The following is a 17,118-nucleotide window of genomic DNA, read 5'->3' on the forward strand; positions in this document are numbered from 1 at the left end:
TTTCCTCGGTGGATTCGGAGGTCAGGATAGGTCTCACTTGAGGGCCTTCTCGGAGTTCTCCAGCATGGCGAACTCCTCTTCGGGGGCGCTCGCGACAAGCCGGTGACGGCTATAGAACCAGAAGTAGGCGATGGCGACGAGGAAGACTCCGGCGGTGACGCCAGCGGCGACGGCATCCAGTACGAAAGTGGCGATTAGTGCAACGACGGCAAGGACGAGGGCAATGCCGGTGGTCACAATGCCGCCCGGGGTCCGGTAGCCGCGGGGCAGGTCGGGTTCCTTGATGCGCAGCATGATGTGGCTCAAGTTCAGCAACACGTAGGAGAGTGTCGCGCCGAAGACTGCGATATTGATCAGCAGTCCGCCATTACCCGTGACGGCGGCCAGGACGAACCCGATGCTGCCCGGGACCAGGAGGGCCACCCAGGGAGTGTGTCGATTTGAGGTGACGGAGAGGAAACGCGGGAGGTAGCCCGCCCGTGAAAGGGCGAAGAGTTGCCGCGAGTAGGCGTAGACGATCGAGAAGAAGCTCGCGACGAGTCCGGCCAGTCCGGCGTAGTTCACGATGTCTGCGACTAGTGCGTTCTCCCCGTAAGCGCCTCGTAGCGCTTCGGGAAGCGGCGACTCTGAAGTGCTCATAACGCTCGCGCCAGCCGTTCCTGGAACCAAGATGAGCATCGCTGCACCGGAGGCCACGAGGAACATCACCGCAAAAATAATGCCGCGCGGCATGTCCTTTTTTGGGTCCGCCGTTTCCTCGGCGGCCAGTGGAACCCCTTCTACGGCAAGGAAGAACCAGATGCCGAACACCAGCGCCGCGAGAACGCCAGGGATTCCGAAGGGCAGGAATGCGCTTGATCCAGCCGAACCGTCGGGGACGATGTCAAAAAGCTTCGCAACATGGAAGTGCGGGATGAGTGCTATGACGGTGATGACCAGCGCCACGATGGCAATAGCCGTAATGCCGAACATGAGCTTCAGTGCCTCGCCCACACCCCACATATGGATGCCGATGAAGACGAGGTACGTGACGAGGTAAACCGGCCACGAGTTGGTCAGCCCGAAGAGCCCCAGCGCCTCTATATAGCCGCCGATGAAGGTCGCTATCGCGGCGGGGGCCACGGCGTATTCAATCAGCACCGCCATACCGGTGGCGAAGCCCCCAAGGGGCCCTAGGGCGCGGCGGGCGAAGCCATAGCCCGCTCCAGCGGTCGGGAGCGTCGACGACATTTCGGCCAGCCCGAACACCATGCAGGTATACATCAGGCCCATGAGCATAAAGGCAATGAGGAGACCTCCCCAACCACCGACAGCTAGGCCAAGATTCCAGCCGGAGAAGTCCCCGGAGATGACATACGCGATGCCAAGTCCGGCAAGGAGCACCCAGCCGGCCGCCCCGGGCTTCAGTTGACGATGTTTGAGGTAGTCCTTGTCAACCACGCCGTAATCGATGTGGGATTTTCGTGCCATGGGATCGCCTCGCTGATCTGTGAAGGATGTAGCTAGGAAGGCCGGAATCTTCAATGGGTTGATTTTAGTCCATTAACATCTTCCACTGTGATTGAGAGCACTCCGCTACGTCAATAGCCAAAAAGGAAATCTTTGATCAAGGGTTACTTTCCGACCCAATGGAGCATTGGGTCCCAACGTGGCATGCTGGTGCAATGGACATGGCCGCCAGGCGTGAGGCGCAGGCCCCCGCCACTTACCAACTGCTGGGCAGGGCTCGAAACGGCAACGCTTTCGAGGAGACCGTCGAACATCTGTTGCGCGGCTTCAGAAATGGGATCTTCCCTCCCGGAGGGCGGCTTCCGCCAGAACGAGAACTGGCCGAGGCACTGGGGGTCTCGCGTGCAACACTGCGCGATGCTCTAGCAGAGCTGCAAAGGGCCGGGTACCTCACCATCCAGCGCGGCCGATATGGCGGCGCCGTGGTCGCCACCGAATTGCCCACGACCGAAACGACTCTGAGCAAAGAGGACCAGGACATGGTCGAGGATGTCCTTACGTTTCGAGCCGTGGTAGAACCGGCCGCGGCAGCCCTTGCGGCGGCGGCGACCCTGACCGCGACACAACGCACAAGGTTGCTGGATGCCTTGCGCGCCGTCAGTACGGCGGATCCGGGGCAGTACCGCCCGCTAGATGCACGACTGCACATCACCATCGCTGGACTTTCTCCATCACCGCGGCTCACCGCGTCGGTGGCAGAGGCCCGCGCGGCAACGAGCGATCTGCTGGATAGGATTCCGTTCCTGACGCCGAACATAGAGCATTCGGATATTCAACACCAGGCCATCATCGACGCGATTCTTGCTGGCAATCCGACGCGCGCGCACGATCTCATGACCGAGCACTTGGAGGGAACGGCCTCGCTCCTCCGCGGCTTCCTGTCAGGGGAGGACATCGGCGGTGGAGCATAGCGCGACGACACTTTGGTTACGGCTCGTGGTGGGCGTCCGGCCATAGTCCGGAGCCCGGTCCACCAACCCGTAGCATTGCAGCGCTCGGCTCGGGCGCTTCGTCAGCCGCAGCAAGCTGTATCGCCGCAGTTGTTCTAAGGTCGACCGTCCCCGAGTCGCCCCGATTGAACCCGGCCCGCGGCAGCTGCCCGTACTGAATCAAAATCCTATGAAAAGTAGACTTAGGGGCCGTCTTTTGGGGAACTTTCGGCAAAGCTTCGCTGCTGGCGCTGTGGAGGTATTCATGGTCGACAAATCTCCCGACGCACGGCGTCTAAAATTAGGCAAGGTCATCAAGGAAAAGCGCAGCGACAAGGAGGCCAAGAGAGCCGACGCCGCAGCGACCGATCCCCTGGCCAGCATCAAGAAACGCTATGCGCATTCCGTCGCTTGACCCTCGGGTCGCTACCCAAGACTCGCTGAAAGCGGCAGCGATCCGGTGCAGGCTTTCGCGACGGCATCGCTGCCGTGCCTTCAGGCGTTCGGCTGCCTGCTCACCATTTCGTTGATCCAGATGGGCGCGAACGGGGACGTGCAGTTCGGGGGCGTCGGGTAGTCCTTGAGTACCCCGAGGCGTTCGCCGATGTCGATCGCGCGGGCGCGGTGCTCGGCGTGCTCGATCCCGATCTGGGCGAGGGTGTGGTTCATGGCCCATTGCAGGCGGTCCGGTGCGTCCTTCAACTCCGCCTCGACGGTGTCCAGCAGTCCCGCGAGGTCCAGTCCCTCGGGCTTCTTCGCCACCCGCTCGGTGGTCAGCGCCCACCCGGCGCTGGCGACTACAGGGTCCGCGTCGCCGGTCCAGGCCACACGGAGCTCCTCGGCGTGCGGGCTCTTCTTGACCACGTAGTTCACCAGCCAATCGTGCACCTTGGGGGCGCGCGCCTCGCGCAGCATGGCGTCCAGGTCGTCGCGTCCGAAATCCTTCGGCCGGCAGATCAACAGGGCCAGCAGCCGTGCGGCCGTGTTGCCCGTGGCCCACAGTCCGCGCGCCAAATCCTGCTGGGTCTTCAACCGCTTGGCGACAGCGCGCAGCTTGCTGAGGTTCACGCCGTGGTCGTCACCGCGCTTCTCATTCGCCTCGCGCACCTTCGGGTCCTCAAGGGCAGCCAACTCGGCCATCACCTCGGCCACCGCCGTCTCGGACAATCAACCCTCCCGGTTAGTCGTGTCTGAGTTCCAGCGTACTGGCGTCTTTTAGGAGGGCGTAACCTCCGTTCACTGCCTCACCGCTGCTGCCGCTTAGCGAACAGTCTTGACCGATCTGCCCGGCCGGCCGGGCAGGGCCGACAGGACGTGCGCGTAGGGCGTCATGACCAGAAAGGCTCCGGCGCGCGCTGCAAGCAGTCCCGGAATTCCGAGGACCAGCGGGGCTTGGCCGGTGTATGCCTGGAAAACGCTCGCCGGCGCCGCCCATCAGACCAAGGGGCCTGATGCACCAGCCAGCCGAGCAGCGGCAACATCTGAACGGAGTGCAGAGCGATGCCGTGCAGACCCTGAACCATGCCGGAACGCCGATGATTTCTTCCACGGAGTCGCCCGCCCGATGCCAGAAGAGAGTTCACTTTGACGTCATTCCGAGTCTTTCATTCTCGTATTTCCCTGCAATTTCGGACCTCCATTCTCGTTAGGACCGGCTTCGCGGCTGCTCCTGCTCGACCGCCTACCCCTGCGGCAACGTTCCCTGCCGTTCCTGACTGCGAGAAAGGCCCCCCCATGTTTCCCCACGCCCACGGCCGCCGCCTTGCCGGCACCGCCGCCGTTCTGACCCTCGGTACCCTCGCCCTCGCCGCCTGCGGAAGCGCGGAGTCTTCCGCCGACGCCGCAGAGGACAACACCCTGGTTTTTGCGATGCCGCCCGGCACCGACGATCCCGACATTCTGTCCGAAGCCACACTGATCCAGGACTTCATTAAGGAGGCCACCGGGCGTGAAGTGAGCCGGGAGATGCCGGCCGATTACCTCGGCGTGGTCGAAGCCGTTCGCCAGGGGCACGTGGACGTTGCTGTGATGAGCCCGTTCTCCACCGCCCTGGCGGTTAAGAACGGGTCGGTTGATCCATTGGTCGTCTGGACCAAGGATGCGGACAAGCCGGCTTCCAACTGTTACTCAAAGCCGGGCAGCGGAATCGAGTCCATCGACGACGTTGCCGGAAAATCCGTGGCGTTCGTCGATCCTGGCTCCACCACTGGATACTTCATGCCCAAGTCACTGCTGGCCGACAACGGCTTGGTGGACGGCGAAGACTACGAATCCACCTTCGCCGGCGGACATGACTCCGCCCTGCTCGCGATGGTCAACGGCTCAGTAGACGTCGCCTGTTCCTCCATCGCCGACATGATTATCGAATCCGGCGCATTGAAAGAGAGCGACCTGCAGCTGATCGGGGAAACCGACCCGATCCCGGTCGGCATCGGCGTAGTCGTCAGCCACGACCTAGACCCCGAGATCCGCCAGCAGCTGCTCGACGACCTCCCGGAAAAGATGACCAATAACCCAGAGATCGCCACTCTCGGCGGCACCTCGGAGTACGTCACCGATCCGGGCATCGCGCCTTACGAGCCATTGCTCAAGGTCGCCGAAAACGTGGGCGTGGACCTCGAGGACATGCGGTGACCATCGGGTTGCCTGCAGGAGGAGGTACGACGGCGGCGCGGACCCACCTCGCGCCTCCTGCGGACGACGCGCTCAGCCTGCCTGCCCCGGTGCTGGTGGCCAAAGACCTCACTGTTACCTACCCGAACGGCTTTACCGCGTTGCAGCAGTTCACGCTGGACGTGCGTCCGGGCGAGGTGGTGGCGTTGCTGGGCCATTCCGGTTCCGGCAAGTCCACGTTCATGAAGGCGGCAACCGGAATAGCGCCCGCCACCGCGGCACAGTTGACCATCGACGGCCGGGACGTGCTTACAGCAGCTGGAGCGGATTTGCGCCGGGTGCGCGCCACGGCCGGCTACGTGTTCCAGCACTTCAACCTGGTGCCGCAGCTGAGCGCGCTGACCAATGTACTGACCGGCGGCCTTCACGCAGCTGGTCCGATTAACCGGCTGGGCATGTTCTCCCGGCACCAGCGCGAACACGCGCTGGTGTTGCTGGACCGCGTGGGTCTTGCAGATAACGCACGGCAGCGGGCCGACAGTCTCTCCGGCGGCCAGCAGCAGCGGGTGGCGATCGCCCGGGCCTTGATGCAGAACCCCAAGATCATTCTGGCCGATGAGCCGGTGGCGTCGCTGGACCCGCGGCTGGCTGGCTCCGTGCTGGGCCTGATGCGCCGGATCGCCCGTGAAGACGGCATCCCGGTGGTGGTCAGCCTGCACGTAGTGGACCTGGCCCGACGCTATGCGGACCGGTTTGTTGCCCTCCACGACGGCCAAGTGGCCCATTCCGGCAGTGCTGCCTCGCTGACGCCGGACATGGTCGACAACATTTACGGACAGGACGGTGAATACGGTGAAGACGACTGACAAAAGAGCTGAAAACCCCTCCGCCGTCCCGGTGGGACAGGCCGCGCTGGATGAGAAGGACCGGCTGCGGCTCTCCCGTCCCTTCCAAGCCCCCGGCGCATCGGGGATCGTTTCGCTCATCGTGGTGGCCGCGGCGGTCTGGTGGTCCATGGCCGGTTCGGGCTTCAGCCTGCAACGGCTCGCCGAAGGCCTGCCCAAGATGGGCGACTACCTTGTCCGAATGTGGCCGCCGACCTTCGACAAGATGGACGTGGTGCTGTCCCTCCTGGCCGAGACCCTGCAGATGGCCATCGTCGGCACCCTGCTTGGAGCGCTGTTGTCCCTGGTGGTGGCGTTCGGGGCAGCCTCAAACATCGCCCCGGCATGGTTGTACGCGGTCACGCGCGGGGTGCTCAACGTGCTCCGCTCCATCCCCGAACTGATCTTCGCCCTGATGTTCGTCTCCGCAGTGGGACTTGGCCCGTTCGCCGGAATCCTGGCGATCATCCTGGGATCCATCGGCTCTATCGGCAAGATGTATGCCGAGTCAATGGAGTCAGTCCCCGAGGCCCCGCTGAGCGCACTGCGAGCCACCGGCGCATCCCGCGGGCAGGTCATTCGCTATGGCGTGCTGCCGCAGGCATCACCCTTGCTGGTCAGCTACACCCTGCTGCTGTTCGAAGGCAACGTCCGCGGCGCCACAGTCCTCGGCCTGGTCGGGGCGGGCGGCATCGGACTAGAACTAACCAACGCCATGCGGCTGTACGACTACGGCCACATGTTCGCCATCATCATTTCCATTGTGGTGCTGGTGACCATCATCGACCGCGTTAGCGCACTCATCAGAAAGAAGCTCGCCTAATGTCCGCTATCCTGACCGGCTCCCCGCTGGCCAACCTCCGCGACTTCGGCGGACTGCCCGTTGCCGGTGGTCAGGTCCGCCCGAACCTTCTGTGGCGTGCCGACGACATTTGCGTTGCGCCGGCCGATCAACTGGCCGAACTGGCCGCGGCTGGACTGCGCGCCGTCGTCGACCTCCGCTCCCCCTCCGAACTGGACCGCACCGGACGCGGCCCCGCGGCGGACCATGGCATCGTCCACCACCACCTACCCTTGACGGAGGACGCAACGGACCCGCAGGCGTTGGCCGAGCTATTTGCAGCCATCCGCACCCCTTCCGACGTGGGTGCCTGGTACGCCGCGCTCTTCCGCCGCCAAGCACCGCGGCTCGTGGAAGCGCTCGGCGTGATTGCCGGGACCGATGGGGGTGTGCTCTTCCATTGCGCCGCCGGCAAGGACCGCACCGGGGTGCTGGCCGCGGTCCTCCTGTCGGTGCTCGGCGCGTCTCAGGAGACAATCGTCGCCGACTACGCCGCCACTCAGGCCAATCTCGAGGCCGTGCTGGCCCGGCTGGCGGCGATGCGCAGCGCCGTGACGGACGGCGGGACGTTCGGCAGCTTCGCTGGCCACCCCATGTTAGGCGCTGAAGCCGGAAGCATGGCGGGCATGCTGGCGGAGCTGGAGAACGACGGAGGCCCGGTAGCCATCCTGCGGAGCGCAGGGTATGACGACGGGCTCGGCACGCGGTTGCAGGAGCGTCTAGTTGAGCGCTGAAGTTGTGAACGCTAGGCCGGCCAGAACCATCGGACGCCCAAGGGACGACACGATCGAGGATAAGGTGCTGCGCGCCGCTGTCGAGCTCTTGCGCGAAAAGCCGACCGGCGAGGACTTCACGCTGGCCGAACTGGTGGAACGCAGCGGAACCAGTCGGGCCGCGATCTACCGCCGCTGGGAGAACCGGCGTGCCGTGGTCGTCGCGGCCCTCGACGCAGATCGCCGGCCGCTCGCCGTCGTTGAACGGGATAGCGTGCTGGAAACGATGCTCGCGTCCTACGAGCAGACCATGCTCGAGGTCGAAGCAACGGAAGACGGCAGGAGGCTCATTAACCAGCGACTGGTCCTCGGCCTGCAGGACCCTGCTCTACAGGAAGCCTATTGGCAAGGCCACGTCCGCCGACGCCGGGCATCATCGCTGGCCATCCTCGAACATGGCAAGGGCAGTGGCGAAATCCGCGCCGATGCCGACCTCGAAATCGCTCTGGACTTAATCAACGGCGCGGCGTACTACCAAAGCGTGGTCCGCGGCGATGCAGGCAGCGCAGAAAGCCGGGAACGCGTCCGGAACGCGATCCGCATGGTGTTCGACGGGATCTCGGCACTATAACGTGCGGGACGTCGCCACCGAAGCATCCGCTTGAGGCGGAATGGCGTATGGTCAGGGGTACGGAGCAAATTTGTGCTCCCGTTGCAGCGCAGCATTCTTGCTGGCGCTGAGGAGGCACTCATGGCCGACAAATCTCCCCGACAGACCGCATCGAAGAAATCGGGCAAGTCCATCAAGGAAAAGCGCAGCGACAAGAAGGCCAAGGCCGCAGGCGCCGCAGCCTCCGAGACCTTGACCTCCATCAAGAAGCGCTGAGGCTTTTGACTCTGCTGTCGCTCGGAGTCCTTGCAACGACGCGCAAGCCCGATGAGCGCAGGCTGGCCCTCCACCCTGCGCACATCGAGCGCCTCGACGCCGACCTTCGCGAGCGGATCATCCTCGAGCAGGGCTACGGCGAGCGCTTCGGCGTTTCCGACGCGCACCTGGAACAACTGGTGGGGCGGATCGCGCCGCGCCAGGAGCTCATCGAAGCAGCGGACGTGGTGGTGCTGCCTAAGCCGCAGCCGGAAGACCTTGCCGAACTCCGTGACGGCCAGATCCTCTGGGGCTGGCCGCACTGCGTGCAGGACCGTGCCATCACCCAGCTGGCCATCGACAAGCGGCTGACGCTCATCGCCTTCGAAGCCATGAACCACTGGGCCGCCGACGGCAGATTCGCCCTCCACGTCTTCCATAAGAACAACGAGATGGCCGGCTACTGCTCGGTGCTGCACGCGCTGGAACTGGCAGGATCCACCGGCGACTACGGCCGCCCGCTCACCGCCGTCGTCATTGGTTTCGGCGCCACCGCCCGCGGCGCGGTCACCGCGCTGAACGCGCAAGGCATCCACGACGTCCAGGTCCTGACCAACCGCGCGGCGGCCGCCGTCGGCTCCCCGATCCACTCCGCACGGATCACCCAGTTCGACCAGGACGCCACCGCCCCGCATCTCAGCCACGTCATCACCGACGACGACGGCCGGGTGCCGCTGGCTCCGTTCCTCGCGGAGCGGGACATCGTGGTCAATTGCACGCTGCAGGACCCCAACAACCCGCTGATCTACCTCGACGAAGCGGACCTGGACGGCTTTCGCCCGGGCAGCCTGATCGTCGATGTCTCCTGCGACGAAGGCATGGGCTTCAGCTGGGCGAAGATGACGACCTTCGCCGAACCCACCTTCGAGGTCGGCAACCACGTGAGCTACTACGCCGTGGACCACACACCGTCGTACCTGTGGAATTCCGCGACCTGGGAGATCAGCACGGCCCTGATCCCGTTCCTGCGCACCGTGATGAGCGGACCCGACAGCTGGCTCGGGGACGACACCATCAGCCGGGCCATCGAAATCCGCGAGGGCGTCATCGCCAACCCGGCGGTTCTCGCGTTCCAGAACCGCTCGGACGAGTACCCGCACCTGCCTGCTTAACGACGACGACGGGTCGCGGACCGGCGTCCGCGTCGCCCGGGCGGCACGTTTCGCCGGAATAAGTTGATCCTTCAATCGATTGCACCAAGCAGAGGCCAAGCCTTTAAAAGACACCACGCCAACGTAAGGACAGCATGAAGATCGGAATTATCGGAGCCACGGGCAACGCCGGACGCGCCCTCTTCCACGAGTCGGCCAAACGCGGCCACCAGGCTACAGCCATCGTCCGGAGCGCCGCCAAGGCCGCGGAGGTCCTGGGCGCGGACGCCTCGGTGCTGGAACGCGACGCCTTCTCCCTCGGCGCCGAAGACCTCGCAGCCTTCGACGTCGTCGTCAATGCCTTCGGCACGGCTCCCCACGAGGCCTACCGGCACGTTGACCTCGCCCGCTCGCTGGTCGAGCTCGCCGGGGAAACCACTCCCCGCCTGGTCTTCATCCTGGGCGCCGGCAGCCTGACCACCGGCGACGACGACCACCTGTTCGTCGAGGACATCCGCAACATCCCCGGCGCCGAGGCGTGGATCTCCATCCCGGAGAACCAGCTGAAGGAACTGGAATACCTGCGCGGTGTCACGGACGTCGACTGGGTCGGGGTGTCCCCCTCGGCGCTGTTCACGCCCGGCGACGCCACCACCCCGGTGCTGGGTACAGACCGGCTCCTCTATGCCGGCGACGGCGAATCACACACCACCACCGGCACGATGGCCGTGGCCATCCTGGACGAGATCGAAAAGCCTGCGCACCGGCAGACCCGCTTCACGGTCAGCGACAGCTAAACCTCCCCAGCCACAACACGACGGCCGCCGCCGCTGGTCCGGCCCGGGCATCCTGTCCGGTCGCAGGCAGCGCGGCGGCCGTCGTTCGCCGTCTCGACCGGCCCTCGTCCACGCGCCCCCGCCCGCTGGAAGATCAGCGCCGGTGCCCGCGGCCGGCCCTGCGGGTACCGGCCCGGACCGGTGCTTTCTTCTGCATGGCCAGCAGCTTCGCCAGCGCGTAGCGGTTGACGGTTCCCGCCTTCTGCCCCTGCAGCAGCCAGTGGCCGATGCCGTCGACGCCGGCCTGCACCCCCGTGATGGGGATGCCGGTGGGAGAAATCTGGTGCCCGGGCGTGAACGTGATCGGCCCCGGCGCGTTCGGATGGGCGATGACGTGGCAGGCTACCTCGGCCGCAACCCCAGCCGTGCGCGGGTCGGTCTGCACAACGTCCATGTGAATGGTCCGCCGCCTGAACCCGCGCGGATGGACGGAGGCCAGCGTCTCCCGGTCGATCCACTGGTATTGCCCGGGTTTCCAGAACTTGGAGTCGATATAAACCACCCGGTCCCCAATGATGACGGCGTGGTCGATGTCCGCCACGTGGCTGCCCAGGAACCGCAGCCCGTGGAAGATCCGGGTCCCGGGGATGGCCAGCAGGGTCTCCAGTGCCTGCGCCGTCCACCGCTCGCCTTCCGCGCCCTTGGCGATGTCCTCGCGCCGGAACCGGGACCAACCGCCCGACAGGGCCGCGCCGCCCGCGCCGAAGACCAGTTGCCGGGCAACCTTTTTCGGCGCCGCAACGCCCCAGTGCCTGCCAATCGCGCCAAGGCTCAGGAAACAGGCTGCCGCCAGGACGACGGCGACCGGCAGCTGAGGGGGAGCGTCGCCGGCGACGGCCATCGGCATCGTACCGACGATGCCGAGCACCAGCCCGAAGCAACTCCACAGCAGGATCAGAACAACCAGGACGCGAAGGCCGTTGTAGCCGCGGCCGATGCGCTCCGCGGGCGCGGGCTGGTTCCGCCACGACAGCTGGCCCGGATTGAATTCCATGAACGGCGAATAGAAAGTTTCGGGCGCCATCGGCCGCCGGGCGGCCCCCACCTGTTCGGGACGTTCCATGCTTACCCCCGTTCACGTATCAGCAACGAGCCCCCAGTATGTCCCCACGCCGCGCCGTGAGCCATAGGTTCCGGGCGCTGAAGCTGTCGCGAGTGCCAAATCGATAAACCATGGGTAGTCGTCCCCATTCAGTTCCGCGTTGCCGCGTGGGACAGTGTGAGGGAAACGGTTAAGCAGGAGGGCGGCGGGATGGGCAGCTGGCGGATCAATCCGAGGCAGCTCCACATGGTTCTGGTGGACGTAGCCGCGGACGGCCAGTCGCTGGACAAGGCGGCAGGTGACACGGCGGCGGCAGGCGACGAGGCGGCGTCGTTGTTCGGCAGCGCCACGGACGTGGCCGACGCGTTCGCTGGGTTCTGGTCGTCGCGGCGGGACGTGGGCCACAGGATTGCCGGCCTCGTGTACAACAAGTCCCGGGTGGTGGCCGAAACCGCCGAGCTGTTCGTCGAGGCGGACGGACGGATGTCCGGCGATGCCGCCGCTTTCGCCGAGTCCCTGAACGCCGGCCACTCGGCCGTCCTTACTTCGCGCGGCTTCGGGCCGGTGCCGCAGCCGTGACCGTGCGGCTGGGCAGCGTCCCGGAGATCAAAGTCCCCTGGGACCGGCTCGGCGATGCGGTCCAGGAGATGTCCCTGCGCGCCGCGTCCGCGGCGAACTACCTGGCCGATGCCGGCGCTGCGTGGGCCGGGCTGAGCGTTGCCTATCAGCAACCGGACACCGAGCTGGAGGTCTATTCCGCACTGAACGAGCTGGAGGGTCCCTCGCAGGAATGGACTGCGGCGTTGGCCGCGGCCCGGGAAGCCGTCACGGCCTTCGTCTCCTCGGGCCGGGCGCTGCAGGCGGAGGCCGAAGAACTCGCGGCGGCACGCCCCGGTCTGGCCAGGGAGCTGAGCGGCACCGGCTCACAGGAGGGGGCCGAGGCGGACCACGCGGAGCAGAGGGCGGAGGCCTTCAACGGCCGCGTCCGCTCCCTCCGGGCCGACTGGCAGGCGCTGACCACGGAAACCGCAGCGGCTCTGCGGGCCATCAGCGGCGGGACCGTCGACGCGCTGCCGCCCACCCCGCTGCTGGCCGCTGCCGCCGCCGCTCCGTCCTCCCCGCCGTGGGCCCACTTCACCAGCGGGCTCGACGAGCGGTTCGGTCCGCTGTCGCCGCAGTCATACCTGCCATCCCTGGCCGGCCTCACCGACGCGGAACTGCGGGCCTGGGCCGCCGCAAACCCCGAGGGCGCCGCCCTGCTGGCCGCCAACAAACTCCCCGCGTGGCGGATGCCCGGCTCGGCCGAGGCCGTCATGGCGGAGGCGATGGCCGGCGACGCCGCACTGACCGAGGGCGGGATCGCAGGAATCCGCGAGGCCTGGCTCACCTTGGCGCCGTCCGAGCAGGAACGGCTGCTGTTGCTCTACCCGGCAGTGTTCGGGGCCCTGAACGGCACCCCCTTCGCCGACCGGATCCGCGCCAACACCGTCACCGCCGCCGGCTACCGCGAAACAGTGGCGACCCGGCAGGCACAGCTGGGGCCACAGCCCGAGCTCAACGACTACCTCGTGGCCGCGGGGAATCAGCCGGGCCACCCGCGGATGGTCTACCAGCAGGCCTATCGGCAGTACACCGCCGACCTCGAAACCTGGCAGGCCGAACACGACCGGCTGGCAACGCTGAAAACGGGACTGGACTACGCCGTCGGCCATCACTCCCAGGTGGTCCTGGTCAGCCTGGAGGGCGACGGCAGGATCGTCACCATGAACGGCACTCTGACGCCGGACACCAGGACCGTGGCCGCCCTGGTCCCGGGCACCGGCGCCGACCTTGGCCAGCTGGAGGCCTACTCGCGCCGGCTTGACGCCGTGAACGGCGAACCGCTCACCGGCACGGTCTCCTTCTACTGGCAGGGAACCGACCTGCCGGATGAGGTCCCCGACAACATCACCACCTCGTTCAACGAGCAGGGCGGGCCCCTGCTGGCCGCCTTCGACCACGCCCTCGACCTGGAGACCCGGTCCGACGCCCGCACTACGTACATCGGCTACAGCGCCGGTGGCTCGCTGCTGGGCACCGCCGAACGCGAGGGCCTGGATTCCACCAACATCGTCTACGTCGCGCCGGCCGGCACCGGGCACAACGTGGGCAGCCCCGCGGACACCGCCAACCCCGATGCCCACCGCTACTGGTTGCAGACCCGCGACGACCCCATCAGCGCGGCCCAGATCCTCGGCGGCGGCTACCACGGAGCCTCGTTCTGGCGCGGCGGCAGCCCCACGGCCATGGACCCGGTCCGGCTCGAGACCGGCTTCCTCAAGCCCGAGGACCCCGGTTCGCTGATGAACGGGCACACCGACTACTTCTGGCCCGGCTCCACCTCGGCCACCAACATCCAGGGCGTCGTCGAAGGCACGAGCGTCAGCCCGTTCGTCGAAAATCGGATTCAGCAGACCTACTCCCCCTACGGCCCGCTGATCACCAGCCCGCTCGAGCAGAATCCCGAGGACTACGCATATGGCAACCTTGAAACCGTGACGGTCGAAAGTCTGGAGAAATGAACATGCGGGCTCACTCCCCCCGGCACCGCCCGGCTCGCCCGCGCGGCGAAGAACGACGGCGGCGCCCCGGCTTCGCCGCCGCCCTCACCGCGATTGCCGCCCTTTCCGCCGTCATTTTAGGAGGCTGCGCCATGACGCAGGAGAACCAGCCGCAGCAGATACAACCGACCTCGCAGGACTACGGACGCCAGCTCGAGCAACTGCTCCCCCAGGCCATCGCGGAGGCGTCCACCGCCGCCGACCTAAAGGTTAACCTGCTGCGAGAACAGACCTGCCTGCGCCCCGAGGACGAACAACCGCAGACCCAGACCGCCTGGATCGCCCGGGCCACCGGCAAGGTCGCCGACGCCGACCAGGCCAACGCCGCCCTCGACGCCGCGGCCGGCTACCTGACCGCGCATGGCTGGGAGCAAATGAACGAGGCCACGGCCGAAACCGGCGACGTCCGCACGCTCTACTTCCGGAACGGCGACCTCGGCGCCACCGCCGCCCACCACGTTGCCGGCGGCGTTGGGGCCGTCGTCCTCTCCTTCACCAGCCCCTGCCTGGAGCACCCCGAAGACCACCGCATGGTCCGCTCCGAACAAGACCCGGAGTTCGGGATGAACAGCCAGTACTACGACGACGGCGCCTGAGACCTGAGGAAGAACACGCCGGCAGGTGCGGCCTCCGGCGCGCCTGATTAACCTGAGGGCCCGCAGATTACCTCACGGGCGTCCATTCAGCAGAGGCAGAGGCGGCAGAAGCGGGATGTCCCATTGGCCTATTCCGCTTCCTGGCTCAGCTGCTTACCGGCGCGGTCAGGCTCCTGCGGTGACCGCAGACGAAGCGCGGTACGCGGTCAGCCCGCCGTCGACCCGGATATCAGATCCGTTCACCCAGGCCGCGTCACTGGAGAGCAGGAAGGCCACTACACCCGCGATGTCCTCGGGCTCGCCAAACCTGCCCAGAAGTTTGGCCGCCCCCTCGACTTTGTCCCGCCCGTGGTCGTTCTTGAAGTCCTCCAAAATAGGCGTCTGCACCGGACCCGGGCTGACCGAGTTCACCCGGATGCGGCGCGGCAATAGCTCCGCCGAGAGCTGCTCGGTGAGAAAACGAACGCACTGTTTGGAAAAGAGGTAGGACTCCCCGGTGGCGTGTGGGTCGTCCGCGACGGCTTCAAGGGCAGCCTCGGTGTCCACGGCAAGGGCGAAACGTGCACAGGAGTCGACCAAGCTGCGCCATTGGAAGGCCACTGACGAGGCCAAGTTAACGACGCTCGCGCCCTCGACCAGGGCGGGCGCCAAGCCGCGTGTCAGCTCACGGAGCCCATAGACATTAACTCCAAGGACCGTGCGCCATGGTGCTGTCCCCGGAACGCCGGCGATATTGGCCAAGCCCTGCACTCCTTCGGGCGCGGATGCTGCCACCTGTGCGGCGGCTTCGCGGGCACCTTCAGGCGTCGAGAGGTCCGCTTGAATGAAACTTCCTTTGAACGACGCCGGCACGGCCCTGTCAATGCCAATGATCGTGGCACCCTGCTCGCTCAATAGCCTTGCGGTGGCCGCACCGATTCCGGAGGCGACTCCTGTGACAGCGATCGGCAGATTGGTGGTCATGTCATCCCACTCCTTCACCCCACAGGGGCGCGTCGGCTAGTTCTCTCTTCGCTCCTATCGTGCATCCCTTCGCGAGGCGGCCCACACCTTCTTTCCACCCAATGGAACAGCGGGATACACGATATTCCGCCGCACGGGATGCTATGAGGAAGCACGCCCGATCCGGAAGGACCACCATGCCGCACGCCGTCTACGACGTCCTCGATCCCGCGACCCTGGAAGTCGTTGGCCAAGCCCCGGAGCATTCCGAGGAGGACGTCCGCCAGGCCATAGGAGCGGCACAGTCCGCCGCCGCGGGCTGGGCCACTGACCGCGACGCCCGGCGCGCAGCACTCCGGCGCATCGCCGAGCTGATCCGCGCGGACGCAGACCGCCTGGGACGCATCCTGTCCTTGGAACAGGGCAAGGTGCTGGCAGAAGCAGTGGGAGAATTCCGCGTCGCGGCAAGCCTCTTCGACTACTACGCCGACTTGCAGTGGGACGAGGTGGAGCCGCTGCCACCGCGCGCCGACCGCTCCCTGGAAGTCCATTACCGGCCGGTCGGGCTGGTCGGGACGATCACGCCGTGGAACTTCCCGATCTCACTGCTCTGCGTGAAACTTGCCCCGGCTCTGCTCGCTGGCTGCACCGTCATCTCCAAACCGTCGGCCAGCACTCCCCTTTCGACCTTGGCCCTCGCGGAGGTCCTTAACACGGTCCTTCCGGCTGGCGTGCTGCAGGTGCGCACGAGCAGCCGGCGCACGGTCAACGTGGCGCTCAGCTCCCTGCCGGGCGTCCGGAAAATCTCCTTTACGGGCTCCACCGACGTGGGAACCTCCGTCGCAGCGCAGGCGGCGGCCACGGTCAAGCGCGTGACCCTGGAACTGGGCGGCAACGATCCGGCCATCGTCCTCGACGACGCCGACGCGGAGACCACGGCCCGCGGCATCGTCGGCAGCGCCTTCCGCAACGCCGGCCAGGTCTGCATGGCAGTGAAGCGCGTGTACGTGCCGCGCAGTCGCGCCAGTGAGTTCACCGAGGCAATCGTCGCTGTGGCCTCGGAACATGTGCTGGGACGCGGAGTTGCCGAAGGTACGACGATGGGCCCCATGCACAACGCTTCACAACTGCAGACCGTCAACGGTCTGGTGGAGGAAGCCGTTGCCTCCGGCGCGCGGATCGCCGCCGGCGGCTCCCGGGGCTGCGACCTCCCCGGCTACTTCCTGTCGCCCACGGTTGTCATTGACGCTGAACCCGGTATGCGCCTCGTGGATGAGGAGCAGTTCGGCAGCGCCCTTCCAATAGTGGCCTATGACGACCTGGACGCCACGGTGGACTCGGCCAACGCCGGGGAGTTCGGCCTGGGTGCCTCGGTCTGGTCACCGGACACGGCCCGCGCCCACGGAATAGCCTCCCGGCTTGAAGCAGGCACGGTCTGGATCAATCAACACACCGTCGTCGAACCGGATGCACCGTTCGGCGGCTGGAAGGCCTCTGGAGTGGGCCGGGAACGAGGCCGCTGGGGCCTCGACGAGTATCTGGAGACGCGCACCCTCAACATGCGTCCCCACGCCTAGCCATGCTGCACACGACGAAG

General features: G+C 66.2%; 18 protein-coding genes. 14 read left to right on the forward strand and 4 right to left on the reverse strand.

Annotation, left to right across the window (positions count from 1 at the left end):
* Nucleotides 1–33: 33 nt before the first annotated feature.
* The gene (gene eat, locus AC5RV3_RS10740; RefSeq protein WP_494122111.1) at nucleotides 34–1,470 is read right to left on the reverse strand and encodes an ethanolamine permease; all 1,437 of its coding nucleotides are present in this window, start codon (nucleotides 1,468–1,470) and stop codon (nucleotides 34–36) included.
* Nucleotides 1,471–1,664: 194 nt separating this feature from the next.
* Here eat and AC5RV3_RS10745 point away from each other — a divergent pair, with 194 nt between their 5' ends.
* Both AC5RV3_RS10745 and AC5RV3_RS10750 read left to right on the forward strand, forming a co-directional pair.
* Nucleotides 1,665–2,420, forward strand: coding sequence for a FadR/GntR family transcriptional regulator (locus tag AC5RV3_RS10745; RefSeq protein WP_494122112.1), 756 nt, complete (start codon nucleotides 1,665–1,667; stop codon nucleotides 2,418–2,420).
* A 283-nt stretch (nucleotides 2,421–2,703) separates the two neighbouring features.
* A complete protein-coding gene (locus AC5RV3_RS10750) occupies nucleotides 2,704–2,853 on the forward strand; it encodes a hypothetical protein (protein WP_494122113.1) in 150 nt (49 codons plus the stop codon).
* Nucleotides 2,854–2,933: 80 nt separating this feature from the next.
* Here AC5RV3_RS10750 and AC5RV3_RS10755 read toward each other — a convergent pair whose 3' ends face one another.
* Entirely contained in the window at nucleotides 2,934–3,578 is a 645-nt protein-coding gene (locus AC5RV3_RS10755) for a DNA alkylation repair protein (protein ID WP_494122344.1), read from the reverse strand.
* Nucleotides 3,579–4,172: 594 nt separating this feature from the next.
* On the opposite strand from AC5RV3_RS10755, the gene phnD reads away from it, so the two are divergent.
* From phnD to AC5RV3_RS10795, 8 genes are all read left to right on the forward strand, one after another.
* Nucleotides 4,173–5,072, forward strand: coding sequence for a phosphate/phosphite/phosphonate ABC transporter substrate-binding protein (gene phnD / locus AC5RV3_RS10760; protein ID WP_494122114.1), 900 nt, complete (start codon nucleotides 4,173–4,175; stop codon nucleotides 5,070–5,072).
* A complete protein-coding gene (gene phnC, locus AC5RV3_RS10765; RefSeq protein WP_494122115.1) occupies nucleotides 5,069–5,917 on the forward strand; it encodes a phosphonate ABC transporter ATP-binding protein in 849 nt (282 codons plus the stop codon). Before phnD ends, phnC begins: the two co-directional genes overlap by 4 nt.
* Complete coding sequence (gene phnE / locus AC5RV3_RS10770; RefSeq protein WP_494122116.1) at nucleotides 5,904–6,758, forward strand: phosphonate ABC transporter, permease protein PhnE; 855 nt, start codon at nucleotides 5,904–5,906, stop codon at nucleotides 6,756–6,758. Before phnC ends, phnE begins: the two co-directional genes overlap by 14 nt.
* Nucleotides 6,758–7,510, forward strand: coding sequence for a tyrosine-protein phosphatase (locus AC5RV3_RS10775; protein WP_494122117.1), 753 nt, complete (start codon nucleotides 6,758–6,760; stop codon nucleotides 7,508–7,510). The genes phnE and AC5RV3_RS10775 overlap by 1 nt, the downstream gene beginning before the upstream one ends.
* On the forward strand, nucleotides 7,500–8,120 hold the full coding sequence (locus tag AC5RV3_RS10780) for a TetR/AcrR family transcriptional regulator (protein WP_494122118.1): 621 nt from the start codon (nucleotides 7,500–7,502) through the stop codon (nucleotides 8,118–8,120). The genes AC5RV3_RS10775 and AC5RV3_RS10780 overlap by 11 nt, the downstream gene beginning before the upstream one ends.
* A gap of 120 nt (nucleotides 8,121–8,240) precedes the next feature.
* Entirely contained in the window at nucleotides 8,241–8,375 is a 135-nt protein-coding gene (locus AC5RV3_RS10785; RefSeq protein WP_493988910.1) for a hypothetical protein, read from the forward strand.
* A gap of 5 nt (nucleotides 8,376–8,380) precedes the next feature.
* Nucleotides 8,381–9,526, forward strand: a complete 1,146-nt coding sequence (locus AC5RV3_RS10790) for a N(5)-(carboxyethyl)ornithine synthase (RefSeq protein WP_494122119.1) — start codon at nucleotides 8,381–8,383, stop codon at nucleotides 9,524–9,526.
* Between the two features lie 134 nt (nucleotides 9,527–9,660).
* Nucleotides 9,661–10,302 carry an NAD(P)-dependent oxidoreductase gene (locus tag AC5RV3_RS10795; RefSeq protein ID WP_494122120.1) on the forward strand — a complete coding sequence of 214 codons (642 nt, stop codon included), beginning with the start codon at nucleotides 9,661–9,663 and terminating at the stop codon, nucleotides 10,300–10,302.
* A 133-nt stretch (nucleotides 10,303–10,435) separates the two neighbouring features.
* Here the strand turns inward: AC5RV3_RS10795 and AC5RV3_RS10800 are convergent, their stop codons facing one another.
* Nucleotides 10,436–11,404, reverse strand: coding sequence for a nuclease-related domain-containing protein (locus AC5RV3_RS10800; RefSeq protein ID WP_494122121.1), 969 nt, complete (start codon nucleotides 11,402–11,404; stop codon nucleotides 10,436–10,438).
* A 156-nt stretch (nucleotides 11,405–11,560) separates the two neighbouring features.
* On the opposite strand from AC5RV3_RS10800, the gene AC5RV3_RS10805 reads away from it, so the two are divergent.
* The 3 genes from AC5RV3_RS10805 to AC5RV3_RS10815 all read left to right on the forward strand — a co-directional run bounded on the left by AC5RV3_RS10805 (nucleotide 11,561) and on the right by AC5RV3_RS10815 (nucleotide 14,579).
* Nucleotides 11,561–11,962, forward strand: coding sequence for a hypothetical protein (locus AC5RV3_RS10805; protein ID WP_494122122.1), 402 nt, complete (start codon nucleotides 11,561–11,563; stop codon nucleotides 11,960–11,962).
* Nucleotides 11,959–13,944 carry an alpha/beta hydrolase gene (locus tag AC5RV3_RS10810; RefSeq protein ID WP_494122123.1) on the forward strand — a complete coding sequence of 662 codons (1,986 nt, stop codon included), beginning with the start codon at nucleotides 11,959–11,961 and terminating at the stop codon, nucleotides 13,942–13,944. The genes AC5RV3_RS10805 and AC5RV3_RS10810 overlap by 4 nt, the downstream gene beginning before the upstream one ends.
* Nucleotides 13,945–14,075: 131 nt before the next feature.
* Nucleotides 14,076–14,579: a hypothetical protein gene (locus AC5RV3_RS10815; protein WP_494122124.1), complete on the forward strand. Its 504-nt coding sequence runs from the start codon at nucleotides 14,076–14,078 to the stop codon at nucleotides 14,577–14,579.
* Between the two features lie 165 nt (nucleotides 14,580–14,744).
* On the opposite strand, the gene AC5RV3_RS10820 is transcribed toward AC5RV3_RS10815, so the two are convergent.
* Entirely contained in the window at nucleotides 14,745–15,542 is a 798-nt protein-coding gene (locus tag AC5RV3_RS10820; protein WP_494122125.1) for a coniferyl-alcohol dehydrogenase, read from the reverse strand.
* Nucleotides 15,543–15,718: 176 nt separating this feature from the next.
* Here AC5RV3_RS10820 and AC5RV3_RS10825 point away from each other — a divergent pair, with 176 nt between their 5' ends.
* The gene (locus AC5RV3_RS10825) at nucleotides 15,719–17,098 is read left to right on the forward strand and encodes an aldehyde dehydrogenase family protein (protein ID WP_494122126.1); all 1,380 of its coding nucleotides are present in this window, start codon (nucleotides 15,719–15,721) and stop codon (nucleotides 17,096–17,098) included.
* Nucleotides 17,099–17,118: the final 20 nt, after the last annotated feature.

The sequence above is a fragment of the Arthrobacter sp. Y3221114 genome (assembly GCF_059092625.1).

What these genes read in the sequence shown, in the direction of transcription:
- eat (WP_494122111.1), bottom strand. Translation starts at nt 1,470, where the DNA reads ATGGCACGAAAATCCCACATCGATTACGGCGTGGTTGACAAGGACTAC.
- AC5RV3_RS10745 (WP_494122112.1), top strand. Translation starts at nt 1,665, where the DNA reads ATGGACATGGCCGCCAGGCGTGAGGCGCAGGCCCCCGCCACTTACCAA.
- AC5RV3_RS10750 (WP_494122113.1), top strand. Translation starts at nt 2,704, where the DNA reads ATGGTCGACAAATCTCCCGACGCACGGCGTCTAAAATTAGGCAAGGTC.
- AC5RV3_RS10755 (WP_494122344.1), bottom strand. Translation starts at nt 3,578, where the DNA reads ATGGCCGAGTTGGCTGCCCTTGAGGACCCGAAGGTGCGCGAGGCGAAT.
- phnD (WP_494122114.1), top strand. Translation starts at nt 4,173, where the DNA reads ATGTTTCCCCACGCCCACGGCCGCCGCCTTGCCGGCACCGCCGCCGTT.
- AC5RV3_RS10775 (WP_494122117.1), top strand. Translation starts at nt 6,758, where the DNA reads ATGTCCGCTATCCTGACCGGCTCCCCGCTGGCCAACCTCCGCGACTTC.
- AC5RV3_RS10785 (WP_493988910.1), top strand. Translation starts at nt 8,241, where the DNA reads ATGGCCGACAAATCTCCCCGACAGACCGCATCGAAGAAATCGGGCAAG.
- AC5RV3_RS10795 (WP_494122120.1), top strand. Translation starts at nt 9,661, where the DNA reads ATGAAGATCGGAATTATCGGAGCCACGGGCAACGCCGGACGCGCCCTC.
- AC5RV3_RS10800 (WP_494122121.1), bottom strand. Translation starts at nt 11,404, where the DNA reads ATGGAACGTCCCGAACAGGTGGGGGCCGCCCGGCGGCCGATGGCGCCC.
- AC5RV3_RS10815 (WP_494122124.1), top strand. Translation starts at nt 14,076, where the DNA reads ATGACGCAGGAGAACCAGCCGCAGCAGATACAACCGACCTCGCAGGAC.
- AC5RV3_RS10820 (WP_494122125.1), bottom strand. Translation starts at nt 15,542, where the DNA reads ATGACCACCAATCTGCCGATCGCTGTCACAGGAGTCGCCTCCGGAATC.
- AC5RV3_RS10825 (WP_494122126.1), top strand. Translation starts at nt 15,719, where the DNA reads ATGCCGCACGCCGTCTACGACGTCCTCGATCCCGCGACCCTGGAAGTC.